Origin of the sequence: Virgibacillus senegalensis, assembly GCF_000821245.2 — a bacterium.
In the GTDB taxonomy this organism is placed as follows: domain Bacteria; phylum Bacillota; class Bacilli; order Bacillales; family Amphibacillaceae; genus Sediminibacillus; species Sediminibacillus senegalensis.
The window spans coordinates 397462-415051 of the sequence record NZ_LN611423.1; the positions used below are offsets into that span (position 1 = coordinate 397462).

At 43.5% G+C, this 17590-nt stretch carries 22 protein-coding genes; 8 read left to right on the forward strand and 14 right to left on the reverse strand.

The features are described from left to right. The first annotated feature begins 53 nt into the window (after positions 1 to 53). Complete coding sequence (locus BN1067_RS03435) at positions 54 to 776, forward strand: YqcI/YcgG family protein (protein WP_053217505.1); 723 nt, start codon at positions 54 to 56, stop codon at positions 774 to 776. 66 nt (positions 777 to 842) lie between these two features. Here BN1067_RS03435 and BN1067_RS03440 read toward each other — a convergent pair whose 3' ends face one another. Next, positions 843 to 2168: an amino acid permease gene (locus tag BN1067_RS03440; RefSeq protein WP_053217506.1), complete on the reverse strand. Its 1326-nt coding sequence runs from the start codon at positions 2166 to 2168 to the stop codon at positions 843 to 845. 216 nt (positions 2169 to 2384) lie between these two features. Here BN1067_RS03440 and BN1067_RS03445 point away from each other — a divergent pair, with 216 nt between their 5' ends. Together BN1067_RS03445 and BN1067_RS03450 are read left to right on the forward strand one after the other, a co-directional pair. Then, on the forward strand, positions 2385 to 3281 hold the full coding sequence (locus BN1067_RS03445; protein WP_053217507.1) for an SDR family oxidoreductase: 897 nt from the start codon (positions 2385 to 2387) through the stop codon (positions 3279 to 3281). Between the two features lie 93 nt (positions 3282 to 3374). After that, a complete protein-coding gene (locus tag BN1067_RS03450; RefSeq protein ID WP_053217508.1) occupies positions 3375 to 4541 on the forward strand; it encodes an iron-containing alcohol dehydrogenase in 1167 nt (388 codons plus the stop codon). 80 nt (positions 4542 to 4621) lie between these two features. Here BN1067_RS03450 and BN1067_RS03455 read toward each other — a convergent pair whose 3' ends face one another. After that, entirely contained in the window at positions 4622 to 5344 is a 723-nt protein-coding gene (locus tag BN1067_RS03455) for a YqjF family protein (RefSeq protein ID WP_053217509.1), read from the reverse strand. Positions 5345 to 5506: 162 nt separating this feature from the next. Next, a complete protein-coding gene (ytzI, locus tag BN1067_RS03460; protein ID WP_110943284.1) occupies positions 5507 to 5680 on the reverse strand; it encodes a YtzI protein in 174 nt (57 codons plus the stop codon). A gap of 162 nt (positions 5681 to 5842) precedes the next feature. Here ytzI and BN1067_RS03465 point away from each other — a divergent pair, with 162 nt between their 5' ends. Then, positions 5843 to 6265 (forward strand): pyridoxamine 5'-phosphate oxidase family protein, encoded by a 423-nt coding sequence (locus BN1067_RS03465; protein WP_053217510.1) that lies wholly within the window; start codon positions 5843 to 5845, stop codon positions 6263 to 6265. An 84-nt stretch (positions 6266 to 6349) separates the two neighbouring features. Here the strand turns inward: BN1067_RS03465 and BN1067_RS03470 are convergent, their stop codons facing one another. Continuing rightward, the gene (locus BN1067_RS03470; protein ID WP_053217511.1) at positions 6350 to 7483 is read right to left on the reverse strand and encodes a zinc-dependent alcohol dehydrogenase; all 1134 of its coding nucleotides are present in this window, start codon (positions 7481 to 7483) and stop codon (positions 6350 to 6352) included. Between the two features lie 370 nt (positions 7484 to 7853). Between BN1067_RS03470 and BN1067_RS03475 the strand changes: the two genes are divergently transcribed. Then, positions 7854 to 8720: an SDR family NAD(P)-dependent oxidoreductase gene (locus BN1067_RS03475; protein ID WP_324777794.1), complete on the forward strand. Its 867-nt coding sequence runs from the start codon at positions 7854 to 7856 to the stop codon at positions 8718 to 8720. 287 nt (positions 8721 to 9007) lie between these two features. Here BN1067_RS03475 and BN1067_RS20085 read toward each other — a convergent pair whose 3' ends face one another. From BN1067_RS20085 to BN1067_RS03510, 7 genes are all read right to left on the reverse strand, one after another. Beyond that, positions 9008 to 9169 carry a hypothetical protein gene (locus tag BN1067_RS20085; RefSeq protein WP_234400610.1) on the reverse strand — a complete coding sequence of 54 codons (162 nt, stop codon included), beginning with the start codon at positions 9167 to 9169 and terminating at the stop codon, positions 9008 to 9010. 256 nt (positions 9170 to 9425) lie between these two features. After that, positions 9426 to 10361, reverse strand: a complete 936-nt coding sequence (locus BN1067_RS03485; protein ID WP_053217513.1) for a nucleoside hydrolase — start codon at positions 10359 to 10361, stop codon at positions 9426 to 9428. Between the two features lie 71 nt (positions 10362 to 10432). Continuing rightward, positions 10433 to 11638: an MFS transporter gene (locus BN1067_RS03490; protein WP_053217514.1), complete on the reverse strand. Its 1206-nt coding sequence runs from the start codon at positions 11636 to 11638 to the stop codon at positions 10433 to 10435. A gap of 8 nt (positions 11639 to 11646) precedes the next feature. Next, positions 11647 to 12063: a MarR family winged helix-turn-helix transcriptional regulator gene (locus BN1067_RS03495; RefSeq protein ID WP_053217515.1), complete on the reverse strand. Its 417-nt coding sequence runs from the start codon at positions 12061 to 12063 to the stop codon at positions 11647 to 11649. Between the two features lie 91 nt (positions 12064 to 12154). Next, positions 12155 to 12847 (reverse strand): lysozyme family protein, encoded by a 693-nt coding sequence (locus BN1067_RS03500; RefSeq protein WP_053217516.1) that lies wholly within the window; start codon positions 12845 to 12847, stop codon positions 12155 to 12157. A gap of 117 nt (positions 12848 to 12964) precedes the next feature. After that, positions 12965 to 13204: a hypothetical protein gene (locus tag BN1067_RS03505; protein WP_053217517.1), complete on the reverse strand. Its 240-nt coding sequence runs from the start codon at positions 13202 to 13204 to the stop codon at positions 12965 to 12967. A gap of 46 nt (positions 13205 to 13250) precedes the next feature. Then, positions 13251 to 13460, reverse strand: coding sequence for a hypothetical protein (locus BN1067_RS03510; RefSeq protein ID WP_053217518.1), 210 nt, complete (start codon positions 13458 to 13460; stop codon positions 13251 to 13253). A 535-nt stretch (positions 13461 to 13995) separates the two neighbouring features. Here BN1067_RS03510 and BN1067_RS03515 point away from each other — a divergent pair. Both BN1067_RS03515 and BN1067_RS19750 read left to right on the forward strand, forming a co-directional pair. Continuing rightward, positions 13996 to 14418, forward strand: coding sequence for a Mov34/MPN/PAD-1 family protein (locus BN1067_RS03515; RefSeq protein ID WP_053217519.1), 423 nt, complete (start codon positions 13996 to 13998; stop codon positions 14416 to 14418). Positions 14419 to 14453: 35 nt separating this feature from the next. Next, complete coding sequence (locus BN1067_RS19750) at positions 14454 to 14591, forward strand: hypothetical protein (RefSeq protein ID WP_199868457.1); 138 nt, start codon at positions 14454 to 14456, stop codon at positions 14589 to 14591. Between the two features lie 416 nt (positions 14592 to 15007). Here BN1067_RS19750 and BN1067_RS03520 read toward each other — a convergent pair whose 3' ends face one another. The 3 genes from BN1067_RS03520 to BN1067_RS03530 form a co-directional block, all read right to left on the reverse strand. Then, complete coding sequence (locus BN1067_RS03520) at positions 15008 to 15370, reverse strand: DUF1360 domain-containing protein (protein ID WP_053217665.1); 363 nt, start codon at positions 15368 to 15370, stop codon at positions 15008 to 15010. A 90-nt stretch (positions 15371 to 15460) separates the two neighbouring features. Continuing rightward, entirely contained in the window at positions 15461 to 15916 is a 456-nt protein-coding gene (locus BN1067_RS03525; RefSeq protein WP_053217521.1) for a GNAT family N-acetyltransferase, read from the reverse strand. Positions 15917 to 15943: 27 nt separating this feature from the next. Beyond that, the gene (locus BN1067_RS03530) at positions 15944 to 16915 is read right to left on the reverse strand and encodes a sodium:calcium antiporter (protein WP_234400622.1); all 972 of its coding nucleotides are present in this window, start codon (positions 16913 to 16915) and stop codon (positions 15944 to 15946) included. 168 nt (positions 16916 to 17083) lie between these two features. Between BN1067_RS03530 and BN1067_RS03535 the strand changes: the two genes are divergently transcribed. Then, positions 17084 to 17425, forward strand: a complete 342-nt coding sequence (locus BN1067_RS03535) for a hypothetical protein (RefSeq protein ID WP_053217523.1) — start codon at positions 17084 to 17086, stop codon at positions 17423 to 17425. Positions 17426 to 17590: the final 165 nt, after the last annotated feature.

Consider the following 17590-nt stretch of genomic DNA (forward strand, 5'->3'; position numbering starts at 1 on the left):
AGTCACCCATCTCCGCTCCTGGTAATAAATTAACAGGGAAAGGGTGACGATTCATGAAGCTTTATACAAGCAAGGATTTACTTAAACGACCGGAAGAAATAAGCGACTTCCACTATGCCAACTATCATGCCTTCCTTGAAAAGTTAGCTGACAAAAAACACCGTTTCCCTTGTATTCCGGCATTACAGGGGGCTGCTTTGCAACATTTTCGGTTTGGATTTCTGCCTGGGCTCACCAGCGACCATGCTGTCGATTTGGCGGCAAACCTGCTTGCACAGTATAGTCATTCCTATAAAGAATACGGCCGTTATACTTCTCTCATCCTATTCTTTGAAGACGATCAACACGATACCGTTCGCGGTTATGAACGCTTATTTTGGAAGCTGTTAACCGATCTCCATCAGCGTGATCCCCTTGATTGGCCTGATGAAATCCCTGTTCATCCAGCTGAATCCCTATGGGAATATTGTTTTTACGGTGAACGTTATTTTCTATATACGGCTACTCCAAGCCACCAAAAGCGAAAAAGCCGCAGTTTCCCTTGTTTTCTCCTCGCCTTTACTCCAAGATGGGCATTTGAGCAATTCAACCACCAGCCCTCCTCGCCGTCCATAAAGGAAAAAATCAGGGAAAGATTGACGGCCTATGATGAAGTACCTCCTCATCCGGACTTGAATACGTATGGCCAGGAGGATAACTTTGAAGCCAAACAATACTTTTTAAGGGATGATCAAACCTCCAGTCAAAGCTGTCCTTTCCACCAACGCCCACGTTAACCTAATTACATCTCATCCTTTTTACAGAAAACGTTATTAGGAACTCCATATAAAAACGGCCTGAAATCAGGCCGTTTTCTGTTTCCATTTCTTTTTCATCGATAAAGTGATCAATCCGATAAGCAGCAAAAAACCTAAACTGATGAAAAATCCTGGTCTGCTTGATTTATCAAACAATGTTCCGGAAACTGCCAATAAAATTAAGAGCAATCCGAAAAACCTTTTCACCAGCTGCATACCTGTTGGTTTCATTACCTTCTTATAAGAAAGAAGAATGAACAGCCAGGTGTAGAGCAGCATCAAACCTGCTGCCGTGGTGAAATACTCATAAATCTTGTCAGGCAATAACAACGAAACAACGATAGACAAAATTAATCCGCTGGTAGTCAGACAAAGAGCGCGTAGCGGCAGTTCCCTTTTACCAACTTTTTTAGTAAACAATTTAGGAGCATCGCCATCCTTTGCTAAGCTGACAAGAATAGTTGTAATTGCATATAAAGATGCCACCATTGTGGAAAAACCTGCAATGATCAGCGCCCCATTAAACACATGGGGAACAAAGGCAATATGATATTTATCCAGTGCCAAGATAAAGGGGCTTTCGTCCGTAGAAAATTTGTTCCAAGCCACAAGATGTAAGGCTAGCCACAGAGAGGCGATATAGATGACAGTGAGCGATAACAACATAATTTTCCCCGACTTCGGAGCATCCTTCGGTTCTTTTAATTCGTTGGCCATGATTCCCATTACTTCAATGCCACCGAACGCATAAAATGCAAAAATCAACGCCGTCCAAAACCCTACCAAACCATTCGGGAACAACTCTTGAAAGCCGAAGGAAAAGGAAGGATCCTCTTTTTGGCCATTTAGCACACCTGAAATCGCCAAAATGGCGATGATGATAAACATGAGAATGGCTGCCACCTTCACTACGGCGAAAATATTTTCAAAACGTTCAAAACCACTGACGCCAGTGAGAATGACAATCAGCCCCAGCACGCCGAACACCGATGCAAGCACCCACAACGGCACTTTGGGAAACCAAAACTGCGAAAAAATACCGAGTGCAGTTAACTGACTGCCCATGATCAGCATTTCTGATGACCAATATACCCAGCCATTACTGAATCCAGCCCAGTGACCGTAAGCTTTTTTGGCATAAGAACGAAAAGAGCCTTCAGCCGGGTGCTCTGCAGTCATTCTGGCAAGTGCATCAAATACGACATAGGTACCCACTGCCGCCAACATAAAGGCAAACAAAACAGATGGACCGGTCTGTCTGATGGCAATACTGGATCCCAAAAAATAACCGGTACCGATAATACAACCGATACCAATCATGGAAAGCTGCCACCATCGTATTTTTTTCTGGCTTGATCCCTCTTTTTTCATCTGTATCCCTCCAGCTTTATCTCGTTTATTGTTCGAGAGATACACCGAATTTATACAGAGAAATAGCTGGCTGGTTTGGCATAGCTCGAGACGACGGCTTTTCCAGTTAACAGGCCGTCAATTAAGGAAGCTGCATGCTTTGTCTATCAGTAACACTGTTGTAGTTCGCTGAATAATGTACGGAAGAATAGACTTTTGACCAGGAGGGTGGAACGAATGAAGAATGAACTCCATACTAAGCAAGAAGATGAAAAAGTGAAGGCTGGATTCCCGCCTCAACACCAAACAAAGCAACCCGGAATCGAAGGGCTGATGAACCCAAGACCGATTGTAGAAAACCCTGATTATTGCGGGTCAGGAAAGCTGACCGGAAAGGTTGCTGTCATAACCGGGGGGGACAGCGGTATCGGGGCAGCAGTTGCTATCGCTTTTGCCAAGGAAGGAGCAGACGTCGTCATCGCCTATTATTCTTCTTATGAAAATGAAGATGCCTATCGCACCAAACAACGCATCGAGAGTCTAGGTAAGCGTTGCCTGCTCATGGTCGCGGATTTGCGTGAAGAAAAAAACTGTGTGGCCGTAATAGCGAAAACCATCGAAACCTTCGGAAGGCTGGATGTGCTTGTCAATAACCATGGTGTGCAATTCCCTCAAAACAGTCTTCTCGACATATCCTCCGAGCAATTGGAGGATACGTTCAAAACCAATATATATGCTTTTTTCTTTTTAACCAAAGCAGCTCTTCCTTATTTACAAGCATCGAGCGCCATCATCAATACCGCTTCCGTCGTAGCTTATGAAGGAAATGAAAAACTGATCGATTACACAGCGACCAAAGGAGCAATTGTCGGGTTCACACGTGCCTTATCCCAAAATCTTGCAAACATACCGATCCGGGTAAATGCCGTAGCTCCCGGGCCAATATGGACGCCGTTAATTCCTTCCAGTTTTTCCGCAGAATTTGTAACGACCTTCGGACAGGACGTCCCCTTTCAACGGGCCGGCCAGCCCTATGAGCTTGCCCCGGCCTACGTGTACCTTGCTTCTGATGATGCATCTTACGTTTCCGGTCAGGTTATTCATGTGAATGGCGGCACGATGGTAAGTTCCTAATCTAAAGTGATTGAGCGACAGCCTCCTTGATTGTATATTTCTTTACAACGATTTGTGAATTCGTCATTATTGTAGAAAAGGAGGCTGATTAATATGCAAAACTTTACATATTACAATCCAACTAAATTGATTTTTGGTAAGGGACAGTTGGAAAAGCTTAAAGAAGAGGTACCACAATACGGTAAAAAAGTATTGATGGTCTATGGCGGCGGAAGTATTAAGCGAAACGGCCTTTATGACGATGTAAAAGACACATTGGCTGAGATCAACGCGGAAGTTTTCGAACTATCTGGTGTAGAGCCGAATCCAAGAGTATCTACTGCCCGTAAAGGAATTGAAATTTGTAAAAAGGAAGAGATCGACTTCCTTTTGGCAGTTGGTGGCGGAAGTACAATCGACTGCACCAAAGCGATTGCAGCCGGTGCTAAGTATGACGGCGACGTATGGGATATTGTCACCAAGCAAGCAGCTGCTACAGATGCCCTTCCATTTGGTACGGTTTTGACCTTGGCTGCTACAGGTTCAGAGATGAACTCCGGTTCGGTTATTACCAATTGGGAAACGAATGAAAAGTATGGATGGGGAAGCCCTTATACTTTCCCTAGATTTTCGATATTGGATCCTGTTAATACTTTTTCTGTACCGCGGGACCAAACCATCTACGGGATTGTCGATATGATGTCTCATGCTTTAGAGCATTACTTCCACAAGGAAAGCAATACCATACTACAGGATCGCATGGTTGAATCCTTGCTGCTCACCGTCATGGAGACAGCTCCAAAACTGCTTGACAACCTGGAAAGCTATGAGCACCGGGCAACAATTTTATACAATGGAACAATGGCATTAAACGGTGTCGTCAATATGGGTTACCGAGGTGACTGGGCAACGCATAACCTGGAGCACGCTGTTTCAGCCGTTCATGACATCCCTCACGGAGGAGGCCTTGCGATCATCTTCCCTAATTGGATGAAGCATACGATCGATGAAAATCCTGGTCGCTTTAAACAGTTGGCTGTCCGGGTATTTGACGTAGACCCAGAAGGAAAATCCGATCGTGAAGTCGGGCTGGAAGGGATTGAAAAACTGCGCGAATTCTGGAACAGTATCGGCGCACCTTCTCGCTTGTCAGATTACGATATCCAGGAAGACAGTATTGACTTAATGGCAGAGAAAACAGTAACTGCCAACAGTGAATACGGCAACTTCAAAAAACTCAACAAGCAGGATTCCCTCGAAATCCTGAAAGCAAGTTTGTAACAAATAGGATCGCCCTCCAACTGAAGGGGATGCGATTAACTGATAGTAATAGAAACCCCGGCCGTAGCGGCCGGGGTTTCCTATTTTTTCTCTCCAACGGTTTCAAATGGATAGAAGTGAACCTTCTTTGTTTTCGAATAATGGACTAAAGGAGCTGCAGAAAAGTGTTTCTGCGGAAGAAACGGAACCAAATCGTCCATCTCCACCTCTAATTCCGCTTCCTGTAGCTTCCAGGGAGAATGGTTAATCGGACCTTTCAATACTTTATCTCCTTTAATATTGAATAGACAATAACGTTCGGCCAACCAGTGCGTCAACGAGCCGAACTTAGCAAAAGAGGCTTGTGAGGTCGGCCGGTAACGAGCATAGAAGCGTGCGGAATGCGCATTTTTTTGTATACGCTGACTGCGAAATAAAACTTCTTGCATGGTTCTTTTTATGGACATCTTCGCTTTCATATAAGGAAGCGAAACCACTGTTCTTGCTCCTGCCACAGCCGCATTGCTGTCTGCATCGAAGGAAAAGAAATATACCCCGGGTTCTCCCTTATAACGAATATATGTCCTGACATTCAATTCCAAAAATGAAGACACAAATGGAATCGGTGTCGGCATTCCTCGAAAACGGTTTTTGTTTCCCTGGAAAGGTACAATGCTTATCCAGGCATCTCCATTAAATGTCTCCAACTCAAACTGCTCCGGAACATGGGGCCTTAAATCTTCGTATGGAATCGGCCAATGGATAAACAGCAAATCGTCCCATCGTTGCTCTGCTAACCATGGCCATTTTGGTTGGTCTGTCAAAAGCCACCCTCCTTTTCTTTACAAAACTTTAGCCCTTCCTGAGAGTTCTAAAACACAGTCTTCCTCCAATAAAACAAAAAAGACCGCCTGAGCGCTACTTCACTAAAAAAATTTAGTCGCTTCAGACAGTCCCAAAACTTTGGCTAATCTTTTTCATTTTGTCTAGTTTTTTTCTTCCTCTCGATGCTCTTCGTTTACCGTTTCCTGGCTCGGCGAGTCATCCGGATGCGGATCTACCGTATGTTTATAGGCGTATCCCTTTGAAGTTGTAAGAAGTGATAACCCGATAATAAGAGCGACTACGACAACACAAATAGCGGATACAATGATAATCATAGACAACTTTCTCCTAACTTTAAGTCCGTTCCGTTTCACAGTATACCATCGATTTACTTATCCGCCTACGGAGAAAGGCGCACGGATTTTCAAAAATTTGTTTTAGAAGCCGTAAATATAGGCAACCTAATCATACAATCCTAAAAAGAAGGAGCAAACAGTGTGGAGCAAAGTAAAATAAGAGACAAAGCAGTCAGTATTCTGGATAGTGACTTGATCGGAACATTGGCAACAGTAAAGGATGGAAAGCCCTTTTCACGCTATATGACGTTCTTCAACGAAAACTTTACCTTGTTCTCTGCCACGGATAAAGACACCCATAAAGTGGAAGACATCGAGGCAAACAATGATGTCCATATTTTGCTTGGTTACAAAGGAGAAGGACTCGAAGATGCTTATTTGGAAATAGAAGGAACAGCTGCAATCAAAGCATCACCTGACATCAAGGAAAAAATATGGAACGACAAACTGAAAGCATGGTTTGAAGGACCGGACGATCCCAATTTTGTCGTATTGGAAATAAAACCGAGTAAAATCCGGCTGATGAATACGGAAGAAGGCAGTCCGCAAGTTTTGGAACTGTAATGTTTCTTTATTTTTGTTTCGAACCATTTGGAAACCACCCCAAAGCACAATCGGGGTGGTCTTGTTAACTTTTAATGATTTTCCTTATGGTTTTAAAACGACTTTGATATTACCATCAGATTTTTCATCAAAAATTTTGTAGGCATTGGCAGCGTCCTTTAAATCCATTCGGTGGGTAATGATATCGGTTGGATCGATATAGCCATTCTCGACCATATTATATAATTCCGGCATTAAATGGATAACAGGGGCCTGTCCCATTTTCAGGGAAACATTGCGCGAGAAAAAGTCTGCAAGCGGAAAATCGTTCGCATTGCTTCCATACACACCTGTTAATTGTACCGTACCGAATTTACGGACCGCTTGGGATGCTGTCACAATCGGACGGATGGTCCCAACCTGATTATCCAGTTCGGAGCCAAACGATTCTCCTTCTGGAACCGTTCCATCCATGCCGACACAATCAATAACAACATCTGCTCCGCCCTGGGTTTTTTCCTTAAGCAGGGCACCAAGTTCACTGTTATCGCTGAAATCGTACGTTTCGACTTTATTGACCCGTTTGGCGTGCTCTAACCGGTGTGGAACCTGGTCCACAGCAATCACGCGATCTGCCCCTTTAAGCCAAGCGAACTTCTGGGTCATCAGTCCGATAGGTCCACAGCCTAACACAACTACCGTATCGCCGGATTTCACCCCACTGTGTTCCACGCTCCAATAGGAGGTTGGTATAACGTCTGACAGAAATAAGACACTTTCGTCATCCAATGGACTATTTTCGGGAACTTTGAAAGATGTAAAATCAGCATAAGGGACGCGTAAGTATTCCGCCTGGCCACCCGGGTAGTTTCCGAATTGCTCGGAGTATCCAAACAAAGCACCGGCATCGCCATGCGGGTTGGAGTTATCGCATTGGCTTTCCATTTGGTTTTTACAATAAAAACACTCGCCACAGCCGATATTGAATGGAATAACCACACGATCGCCTTTTTTCAAATTCTTGACTTCGGAGCCAACTTCCTCGACTATTCCCATCGGCTCATGGCCAATGACATAATCTTCTCCGAGAGGGATGGTACCTTTCGTCAAATGTAAATCAGAACCACAAATGCCTGTAGCCGTTATTTTGACAATTATATCCGAATTTTCTTGAATGGTCGGATCTTCTACCTGCTTAACCTGGATGTTATCCTTTCCCTGAAAAGTAACAGCTTGCATCGATCAAACACTCCCTTCTAGATTTATACTACTAATTGCCACCCAGCAGCAGATCTAAACTTAACCACCAAACAAGAACCCATCCAAGTCAATGCGGGGGTCAGTCCCCAAAAGGAGCAAAATCGAGTATTGAAAGGTGTGAGGGGACTGACCCTCCTAAGGTTGTTTTGATAAATCCGAGCCTTCGGGGGACTGACCCCCATTAGCCTTCAACCCCGCCGTATCAATAATTACAGAGAACATCGCTTTAATTTATAGCCATTTGGGGACTGTCCCCGCTGGAGGGGAAACTGAGTGATTTTCTGTGTATGGGGACTGACCCCGAAAACCGAAAAGCGACCCCGAAAAGCCCTGATAAGGACTTCTTCTCATGATTAGTTACAATCCGGGCGGGGTAATGATTGGTATTAGTGATTTACGAAAGGGTGGTTTACAGATGAGTGTTTTTGCTTCGAATGCATTGCAAGGAGAGCATGCTTTAATAACCGGTGCTACGGGAGGAATCGGTTATGAGACGGCTTTGGCTGTTGCTGAAATGGGCGCCAACCTGACGATAACTGGTCGGAATGAAGAAAAGCTCGATAAGTTAAAACAAACAATCATCGATAACTATCCAAACACAAAGGTACTAGCACACCGGGCCGATATCAGCGATGACCACGAGCGTACCAGCCTTGTAACATCCGCACAACAAGCAATCGGGAATGTCACATTGCTTGTAAACAGTGCCGGTATTGGTGGTGGCGGACTCGTAGAAGAGCTTGAGCAAGACGAAATAGAAAAAATCATGCACCTCAATTATACGGTGCCCGTCCTGCTTTCTCAGCAGGTTTACAAACAAATGAAAGCTAAGGGCAAAGGGGCGATTGTCAATGTATCATCTTTGTCAGGTCTAAGAGGTACTCATGGAAACACCGCTTATTCGGCCTCCAAGTTTGCCCTGATTGGGTTCACCCATTCTTTTTCTCTAGAGGCAATTGAACACGGAGTAAGAGTGAACGCAGTCTGCCCTGGCTACGTGGATACAAGTATGGGACGGAACGCGATCAAGAATAAAGGGGAAAAACAAAATCGCTCGTTTGAAGAACAGCTGAAAATCGTGGAAGAAGGACTTCCCTCCGGCAGTATTACGAAACCGGAAGAGGTTGCCAACACGATTTGCTATTTGCTGACGGATGCAGCCCAAAACATTGTCGGGGAATCCGTTAAAATTTCCGCCGGAAGTGTAAGGCGCTGATATTCACAGTAAAAAAGACATCCCTAGATCTATTACTGTGAAGAAGATGGTATATAAACGTTGGGTGATCCTACCAAACCGCAGTAGATGATTGACTGCACCATCAGTAAGAGTAAAAAAACTATATAAAATACGCTTTATGCTACTACGGCTGCACATCAGGAGTTAGTCAAGTAATTTTCGATTGATATACAAATACACATTTGCCAATAAAATTAACATCGCAATTACAAGAACGGTATTTTCATAGGGATACTCAATAATGCTACTTATCACTACTAACAAGCCTAACGGAAGGAAAAAAATCCTCCCACCACTTTCCCTAATAACTCTTTATTTTTTATCGCTTTTTCATTGAACCCAGCTAATAAGCCTGTTTGTTTTTTCACCGCTACTAAATAGGATACCAGTAAAAGCGCTATACCAATAAGTAATAAACCGTAATCCATCATTACACCCCTAGTTTTGAATTTATTTCCAATACTAAAATTACGGTAAGCAACTAAAAAAGGTTTCTTTTATTTTACAGCCCTGCCAATTACTTAAAATAACTCTCCCAAACTCCACATCCTTAACTAAACAAATCCCCCTTTTCAATTACCATCCAAGATTTGCAAAGAAAAAACAGTCCAGACTTTGAAAAATCTGGACTAGTACGTTATTTATAGGTTATTCCGTTAACAAGACAAGAACTCTTTTTCGACCTCACTTTTTCGCTAACTCGGCAATATAAGCAAAAAATTGCTCAGCGGCCACATCGTAAACCAATTGGACGGGACGACCACTTTCAACCATTGATATTCTGCCTTGCTTCGGAAACTCGGTGTGGACTTTACTGTATACGGTCTTTGCTTTGACCAAATCGGGATTTCCGATACAAGCAGTAGTCAAAACATCCCATAAGTAATAGGTCGAATTTGTTTCATCATAGACCAGCGCTGGAACAGCCGCATATGCCTGGCCGAGAAAATCCATCCCTTCATGGCTACGAAGTGCCGCCCAATCCTTTCTTACCTGAGGGGTTAATGGCACCTGCTTCGTACTTTCCAGCGCGACCATGTCGATGGTCAAACTACTTTCCCAAACTCTGGCCACTGCATCCGGATCCCAGAAAGCATTCCATTCCGCTGTGCCGTCATGTTCAGGATCTTCTACATTGCCTTTGGATTGAAAAGTTCCACCCATCCATACCAGCTTTTCAATTTTGTTTTCAATATCCGGCGCTTCATCAAGAGCTCTTGCCAAATCAGTAAGTGGACCTGTGAACAACAGCGTCGTTTTTTCCGGATTGGAGCGAACCTTCTCGATCATATGCTCATGAGACGGTAAGTAGCTGACAGGTGCCTTCATTACACTTCCTTCATTTAAAATCGGCAGTGCGTCGACATGGAAGGTATGCATCCGCCATTCCTTCGGAAAAGGATTAACGCCGCGCGAATTAGATTTGGCAACCTGAATAAAGCCACCTTTACCAAACCGGTCGATTATTTTTCGGCTGGCACTCACCCCTGCTTCCAAATAGCCGTCGGCCGGTATCACGGAAACACCGAGCAATTCGACCTCTTCCATTTTCAACAATAAATATAAGGACACGAGGTCGTCGATCCCAGCATCGTGATTGAAATAGATTTTTTTGGACATTCCGCACACCCCTCTATCTTCCTGAAAGATATATTCGTTTCCATCCTATCATACCACCAGGCCAGGTCCAGCTATTCTACTTGTTGAAGAGCTGCCTGTTTATTTCGCTGCCTTGCTTTTTGTTGATAGAGGAGAAACAGGCCGATTACTGCTACGGGAACAATCGCACAGAGCAGATAAATGGTTGGAAAATCCATATAAGCTGCAAGCAGACCCAGAACATAGGAACCAAGGGCAATCCCGGAATCATACAAAGTGAAGAATGTTGCTGTTGCATGGCCGCTGCGGTGAGCAGGTGCAGTTTGGACTGCCATCGTCTGGAAGCTCGGCAGCAGAGATCCATACCCCAAACCGATCAAAGCAGCTGATACTAGCAGCATCCACGCTGACTGCGTCATACTCAATACTGCCAGTCCGATCCCAAACATCAACAAGCATGGCAAAATGACATATCCCGGGCCTTTCATGTCAAACGCTCTTCCCAAATAAGGCCTCGAGAGAATCATGACCAGGGCAAAAACAACGAAAAAGTAACTGGAAACAGCAGACAGTCCCAGAGAGTTGGAGTAGACAGATATAAACGAAATAATACTGGAGTAAGCGAAAGCCACGAGACAGCTGATCAAGGCTACCGGCAATGCCTTCACCTCGAATAAATCATGTACACTCCATTTCTGCTTCCCAGCAGGCTTTATCTTGTTCAGCTCCTTAGGCACGTGTACCATAAAAGCGATTACCGTACCGGCTGCCATAATCAGACTCAATGTGAGAAACAAATTTTGAAAGGAAGTATAGTGAAGCATAGTCAATCCAATAAAAGGCCCAACTACTATCGCAATGTTCATCGACATAGCGAAATACCCGAGCCCTTCTCCTCTCCGGGCAGGGGGGATGACATCAGCTGCTATCGCACCGGTTGCCGTCGTTGCAACACCAAATGAAAGCCCATGAAAAAAGCGGAGTACTAGTAAGCCAGTAAACTGGTCCATCCACATATACAAGCAGGTAGTCACTGCAAACAACAGGACACTGACAACCAGTATTCGTTTTTTACCTGCCGCTTCCAATAATTTGCCGGAGAACGGGCGGACGATGATGGCCGAAACCAACATAATCGTCACCAACAATCCCCCTTCTGCTTCATTACCGCCAAGTTCCTCCATTACATACATCGGCAATGTCGTCAATAATGTATAAAACGCGACAAATACCATAAAGTGGGTCAAAGACACACTAATAAAACTCCTGGTCCAAATCGGTTGTCCTTTATTTGTCATTTCATCGTTCACTCCTTGTTTCCAACCACCATCAGTAGCTGTATTAGCTCATGCTGCTGTTCTTTTGACAATCCGATCAACATTTCCTCTTCAAAAGCTTCTACTATTGCCGCAACTTCCACCACCCTTTCATATACGCTATCGGCAATTCCGATTATTTTCTCCCTTTTATCGTCACCCTGTTTTCGATACACCCAGCCTTTGCTTTCCAGCCGTTTAATCGTCCTGGTTACTGTCGGTGCTTCCACATGCAAGTATTGCCAAATCGCCGTCAACGTCATAGGACCATTATGATAAAGACAGAAAAGAATCGACCATTGGGAATGGTAGAGTCCGTATTCTCTCAATCTTTCATCCATCTGTTTATTCAAATAACGCACCTTTTGTTTTAACAAGTGAATAGGTTTGCCGTTCGCCTCCAACATGTCACCCCTTTTATTTACCTAGGTAAATAAATCAATAACCCCTACCATACTCCCTTTATTCAAAAAAGTAAAGCCACCCGGTTTGGGTAGCTTATTTATTCAACGCTGTCAGTCTCACATCGTCGGTATCTGTTTTGTCTTTGGCATCCTCGTAATAAACGAGTACAGCATTTACATAGTAAATATCGCCGTAGCACGCATTCAGCTCCTCGGATTCCTCTCGAATACAACGGAACTCAATGGTCGATTTCAATTTTTCGTACATCTTTTTTGAGTAGTTAACTGCCAGGTCTTCCGAATATTCTCCACCGCGATCTTTCACATAACCGATAAATCCTCTGCCGAAATTATATGATTGCAGAGCTAGTTTTACGTCACCATCGGCTTCATCCAGAGTAGCCGCAAAATACGCAACACCCTGTTTTATCGAGGTTTCGGGATCTTCGATACAACCTCTTTCTCCACAATAGCTTTCCGAAGCCTGCATTGGATCTGTTCCTCTGCCTCCTGACTCCTGCATCATCAACGCTAAAATTACTCCCGTATATTCTTCCAATTCATACTGTTTCAGATACTTTTGTACAAGCGGCTTATATTCAATGACTTCCTCTGACAACTGCTTATCCGATTCAGTCGTGTCCTGACGGTCTTGATGGTTTTCATAAAGCAAAAACAATCCAGCAAAACAAATAAACATTCCGGCAACCACAGCAAGCGTCTTCAAGCAGCTCCGTGTAAACCGGTATGCCAGCGAACTTTTTCGAAATAATTTACGTTTCGGCATTATCTCTCATCCTATTACATTCATTTAAAAAAGATTATCAATCTCATTTATTATATCAAAAACAGGATGTTGTTTCGCTGTTAAAACATACCGGCAATATATGTTGTGAGTCCCCCCCTATTGCAAGGAATCTATCAATCGAATAAACTGGCTTCGATTTGCTTCGATCGCATTTTCTACTTCCTTTACCATTTCGGCAGGCAGCGATTGAGGACCGGACGTCTTTTTTTCGCTTGTCCACAGGTCCCTCCCGCTCTTCATTTCGATAAGAAGCTGCAGAATGGACAAGTCAATGATTTCTGTGTCCGACAATTCTGTTTCATTTTCCGCAACATACCGGCTGATTGTTCCGGCCAAGACCGGTCATATTTCTTTGTTTGCCAAGCCAATATCCTCTCCTTGATTAAATTTCGCCGCTAATATTTATTTGATTTAAGGCTGTCGTTCCTTTCTTCACCAGGTCGCAATAAACAAATCCTTCTATTACCGTGGTGTAATTGTCGTCAGCCTTCCATTTCAATTGAAAATTGGAGAAGGATACGGTTTCTCCAGGAAGCAGCTCGCTATCTCCCATTCTTTTAAACCAAAAGTCTTCCTCGCTTTCCTGTTCCACTCGTTCCCACTCACTCAACAGGGGACGCGTAGAGACATTGGAATTGGGAAGGTGGTACTTGCCCGAAAAATCATAAGGAACAGTAGTCCGTATCCGGAGACACATACTAAGCTCACGAACCGGCTGGGTCCCCGTATTTTTTATATGAAAATCACCGAAAAGGATGTTTTCCTTTTTCTTGTGATGGGCTGCATGCATGGATGAAGTGAAATAGCTGGTGAGCTGCGGCAATACCGGTTTATGGTGGTGTTCTTCTATTAGCTGGCTGATTTGCGTTAAATACGCAGCCGTCTCTTGATTCCATGCTGTCAGCTTCTCCTTTAATTCTTCATATCCAGCGATTGGACTCCACCCCCAAGCGGATGTGATTTTTGCCTGTCTTTTTCATCCTATGCGGGTAATCAATAGAATATTAACAAGAATGCGGATTTTGAAGAGAATTTAAGAAAGGCAAACTTCAGCCCGTTCAAAACGTCATGAAGCTTCATATATAAAAGATATAGGGTCTATTTCAGCAAAAAAAGGAGTATGGCAGATGAATTGGAATACTAGCAGGATAGGAACTATCTATCTGCCAGCAAGATTAAAGGAAAAAATGATCCAGCATACCCGTGAATGCCTGCCTTATGAAACATGCGGACTGCTGAGTGGAACAACGAACCGCGTATCCTCCATTTGGAAACTGGAAAGTGAAATCAAACATCGCTACAGGTACTTTGTAAGTAAGGACACCGTGGATAAAACGATGAAGGATATTCAGTCAAAGCAAGAACAGGTCTTGGCCATCTACCATTCCCACCCTACTGCACCACCGGTTCCTTCAAAGGAAGACATTTTACATCATCCTGAACCACACATCTGTATGCTGATCGTCTCTCTGCAAGCAAAGTCGACTACCTGGAAGGGATATACGATTGCCCACGGACATTATTATCACCGGCCAATTGTCATTGTGTAAAACACCTGAATATTACCAGTCAAGGAGTGATGAACATGAAGATCGCATATGCCAATACGAAAAAAAAGGTCAAAGCTGTTCCGGTGAATCAACCGGCAACCGGAAATTACGTTGCCAAAAAAAGCGGAGGCTGCGGTTGTAAAAATTTTGGAACGAAAAAGGTTTATCGCTAACCAGGGCTTTCCCTTCAATATTTTCGAGATGTTTTTTTGCGCCCTTCCTAAAACTGAAAAGCGGCATATAAAGTAGTGAAGAATTATTTATTTAATCGGAACAGTTGAAGCTAAAACCGACATAGCTAAGCCTCCTCTCAGCATCTTCATAAATTTGCATGAACCACCATTGGAAAAAAGGTTTGGAATTGCATTTTTCAAGATTACCATTAAGAAGGAGTGGTCACTAATGACCCAGGAAACGGAAAGAAATACAAGGAACAGAAGAAAATTAAGATCAAAAAGAATCCGTGCAGCTGGAAGCAAAAAAGGGTGCGGCTGCGGAAAAAGAACCCGGAGTTTAGAAAATAATAAATAAGAACATACTAAAGGAACCCTAGCCGGTTTAATGGCTAGGGTTCCTTTCTCCATTCGCATCATCGGTCAGTTTGGCTCAGAAAAAAGCTGACGATCACTTCCAATATCGAAGAGATGGCAGCCACGGACAAAATGATGATAATCGGCAGGAAGTAAAATGGCCAAAATACATATCCTGCATACAAACAGGCTGCCGACCAGATGCCAGTACACCACTGGCAGCTTAATAGTTCGCCAATAAACCTGCGCACGCCTTTTCCTTTTATATAGATAACCACCTCGGTTGTACCATCAGCCAACGTTTCTTCTTTTTCTTCATGGAAAGGAGCACGTATAAAACTCGTTATCTCATCGTATACAAGCAATCTTGTCAATCGGAATGCGGCCAGTCCAAGCAGACCCAGGGTAAACCATGAAATCATCCGCTTCACCTCTGATCAATGTTCTCCTCTATCCTATTCAATGATCAGAAACAAATATACTGTTTAAGTGAAAAACAGGCTGTTGTCCCTTTACGGGGACATTTTCAACATGGTGAGTGAGACACCTTCCTGGACGATCACTTCTTTCATTTTGAAAAATCCCGATTTTTCGTAAAAATTAATTGCCGGTGCATTTTCTGTACCGCTGGTAACCGTCACCGGCTTTGAGTTCCGGACTATTTCTTTCATAAAAAAACCGAGAAGTGCTTTGGCGATCCCCTTTCGAAAATGCTCCGGATCTACGAATAATCTGGAGATAACATAGTCCTCATCTGTCTGTTCATACGCAAGAACGCCAACCAGTGTTTGCTCCTCCTTAAATCCAATAAATGACTCCTTACTGCTTTGAATCGATTTCACTGTATCATGCAAATAAGGAATCCCGTCAAACTTTATCCGTTCAGCTTCCTTCCTGTAAGCTGGTATTTGTACTTGTAACAGCTCTTCAGCCGTTTCCTTATTGCCGGGGTCCAAAAAGACAATCATCCTGTCGCTTCCTTTCATTGTATTCTATTAGTAATATAGAATAAAACCGATAAAAAGGATATAACAGGCAACAGCGAACAGGGAAGGAAGCGAATAGGTGAATGTGTTTCTTGTTCTCTTGCGCTTCAACAGCAGCAAAACGACAAACGTAAGCGCACTGCCAACCGCCGCTGTCCACATGTTCACCACATCACCTGCCGACCAAAGACTGCCTGATCGGTAAAAAGCGTCAGATACCGTAACCACAAACACATTAAATAAATTACTACCCAATATCGCTCCTATTGCCAGATTGATATTTGCTTTCTTTAATGCCACATAGACGCCGACAGCGTCAGGAAGCGAAGTTGTCATCGCAATGAGTAAAGTTCCTACAGCCGTTTCCGAAATCCCGGTTGTACTTGCCATCCAATCACCAGAGATACTTAATCCACTGCCTGAGAAAAATATAATGCCAGCGTAAGCAATAAACAAAGCTACTACTTTTCGCATGGCCATCGATTCTTCCGATTCTGGCGTATCGGCTTGTTTCTTTTTATCGTTTCGCTGTTTCATTGAAATAAGACCGATGCCAATCAAGTAAACAGAGGCAATGATCAAACTGGTTAGTCCTATTCCCATGTAGGAAGGATCAGGCCGGAAGTAAATCGCCAAACCCGCAATCCCGCCTAATATCAAGGAAAGCAGCCCTGTATGAAAGTGATTGTTCGAGACACGTAAAAATAATTTATGTTTGCGAAAATAAAGGTCGAGTACAAACAAAACCAGAAAATTGAAGATAATGCTCCCTAATCCGTTACCGATCGCTATATCAGCGTTTCCGATGGCAGCTGCCGAAACGGTGGCCGTCAATTCAGGAAGAGACGTGGCCACTGCCAGTAGCAATGTACCCGCAAGCATGCCGCCAAGTTTCGTTTGCTTACTTATTATGTCAGCGTAGGTTGATAGTTTGATAGCTGAGAAAACAGATATTGCAGCTGTCACAAAGAAGATAATCATAGATAGCAAAACAAACTGCCCCTTTTCAACATGAACTGATTTTCTAAGATACCCTTCGAGCTACAGTCGCAAACTACTGTCTTTTTTAGCGAATGGTTTTTGTTTACAATTGGGATTCCTTGTATTATCATTTGTTGTTACATACGACAGTGAAGGAGGTGAGGGAAAATGATGAAAAGAGCACATTTCATACTCGGTTTTGTCATCTTTTTATCTACCTTGTCCATCTCCCTTTCCCCTCAAAGCAATATCCACCCCTCCAAAGGGCTTATCGATGAAAGCACTATTTTGTTGCTAGATGTCCACATGACACCAGACAACGAAAAAAACTCCAAGGATTCTAAACTTTTTGCGCTGTCCATTTTGGCTTTTATAGCGGCAGCAATCCGAACATCTAATCAATTTAGCAGAAAACACACAGCCATCAGGCAATGGTATCCGCATTATGTTACTGTCTTTTATCAATCGTCCTATTTCGGCCAACACCGCTTCGACCTTAGAACCGTTTAAATAAAGGAGGTTGAACAGCGATGTTCGCATTGGTGCGCTTTTTGTTGATTGGAGCTTTTTCACTCTCAGCTATTTGCCTTTTCACCTATCAGGGAATTGAAATCTTCCAATCCATTCGAACGTTTTTTAAATAAGCTAGTTTCCTAGCCCGGATATTTGCTGTCA

What these genes read in the sequence shown, in the direction of transcription:
- BN1067_RS03435 (WP_053217505.1), top strand. Translation starts at nt 54, where the DNA reads ATGAAGCTTTATACAAGCAAGGATTTACTTAAACGACCGGAAGAAATA.
- BN1067_RS03440 (WP_053217506.1), bottom strand. Translation starts at nt 2,168, where the DNA reads ATGAAAAAAGAGGGATCAAGCCAGAAAAAAATACGATGGTGGCAGCTT.
- BN1067_RS03445 (WP_053217507.1), top strand. Translation starts at nt 2,385, where the DNA reads ATGAAGAATGAACTCCATACTAAGCAAGAAGATGAAAAAGTGAAGGCT.
- BN1067_RS03450 (WP_053217508.1), top strand. Translation starts at nt 3,375, where the DNA reads ATGCAAAACTTTACATATTACAATCCAACTAAATTGATTTTTGGTAAG.
- ytzI (WP_110943284.1), bottom strand. Translation starts at nt 5,680, where the DNA reads ATGATTATCATTGTATCCGCTATTTGTGTTGTCGTAGTCGCTCTTATT.
- BN1067_RS03470 (WP_053217511.1), bottom strand. Translation starts at nt 7,483, where the DNA reads ATGCAAGCTGTTACTTTTCAGGGAAAGGATAACATCCAGGTTAAGCAG.
- BN1067_RS03475 (WP_324777794.1), top strand. Translation starts at nt 7,854, where the DNA reads ATGATTAGTTACAATCCGGGCGGGGTAATGATTGGTATTAGTGATTTA.
- BN1067_RS20085 (WP_234400610.1), bottom strand. Translation starts at nt 9,169, where the DNA reads ATGGATTACGGTTTATTACTTATTGGTATAGCGCTTTTACTGGTATCC.
- BN1067_RS03485 (WP_053217513.1), bottom strand. Translation starts at nt 10,361, where the DNA reads ATGTCCAAAAAAATCTATTTCAATCACGATGCTGGGATCGACGACCTC.
- BN1067_RS03490 (WP_053217514.1), bottom strand. Translation starts at nt 11,638, where the DNA reads ATGACAAATAAAGGACAACCGATTTGGACCAGGAGTTTTATTAGTGTG.
- BN1067_RS03495 (WP_053217515.1), bottom strand. Translation starts at nt 12,063, where the DNA reads ATGTTGGAGGCGAACGGCAAACCTATTCACTTGTTAAAACAAAAGGTG.
- BN1067_RS03500 (WP_053217516.1), bottom strand. Translation starts at nt 12,847, where the DNA reads ATGCCGAAACGTAAATTATTTCGAAAAAGTTCGCTGGCATACCGGTTT.
- BN1067_RS03515 (WP_053217519.1), top strand. Translation starts at nt 13,996, where the DNA reads ATGAATTGGAATACTAGCAGGATAGGAACTATCTATCTGCCAGCAAGA.
- BN1067_RS19750 (WP_199868457.1), top strand. Translation starts at nt 14,454, where the DNA reads ATGAAGATCGCATATGCCAATACGAAAAAAAAGGTCAAAGCTGTTCCG.
- BN1067_RS03520 (WP_053217665.1), bottom strand. Translation starts at nt 15,370, where the DNA reads ATGATTTCATGGTTTACCCTGGGTCTGCTTGGACTGGCCGCATTCCGA.
- BN1067_RS03525 (WP_053217521.1), bottom strand. Translation starts at nt 15,916, where the DNA reads ATGATTGTCTTTTTGGACCCCGGCAATAAGGAAACGGCTGAAGAGCTG.
- BN1067_RS03530 (WP_234400622.1), bottom strand. Translation starts at nt 16,915, where the DNA reads ATGATTATCTTCTTTGTGACAGCTGCAATATCTGTTTTCTCAGCTATC.
- BN1067_RS03535 (WP_053217523.1), top strand. Translation starts at nt 17,084, where the DNA reads ATGATGAAAAGAGCACATTTCATACTCGGTTTTGTCATCTTTTTATCT.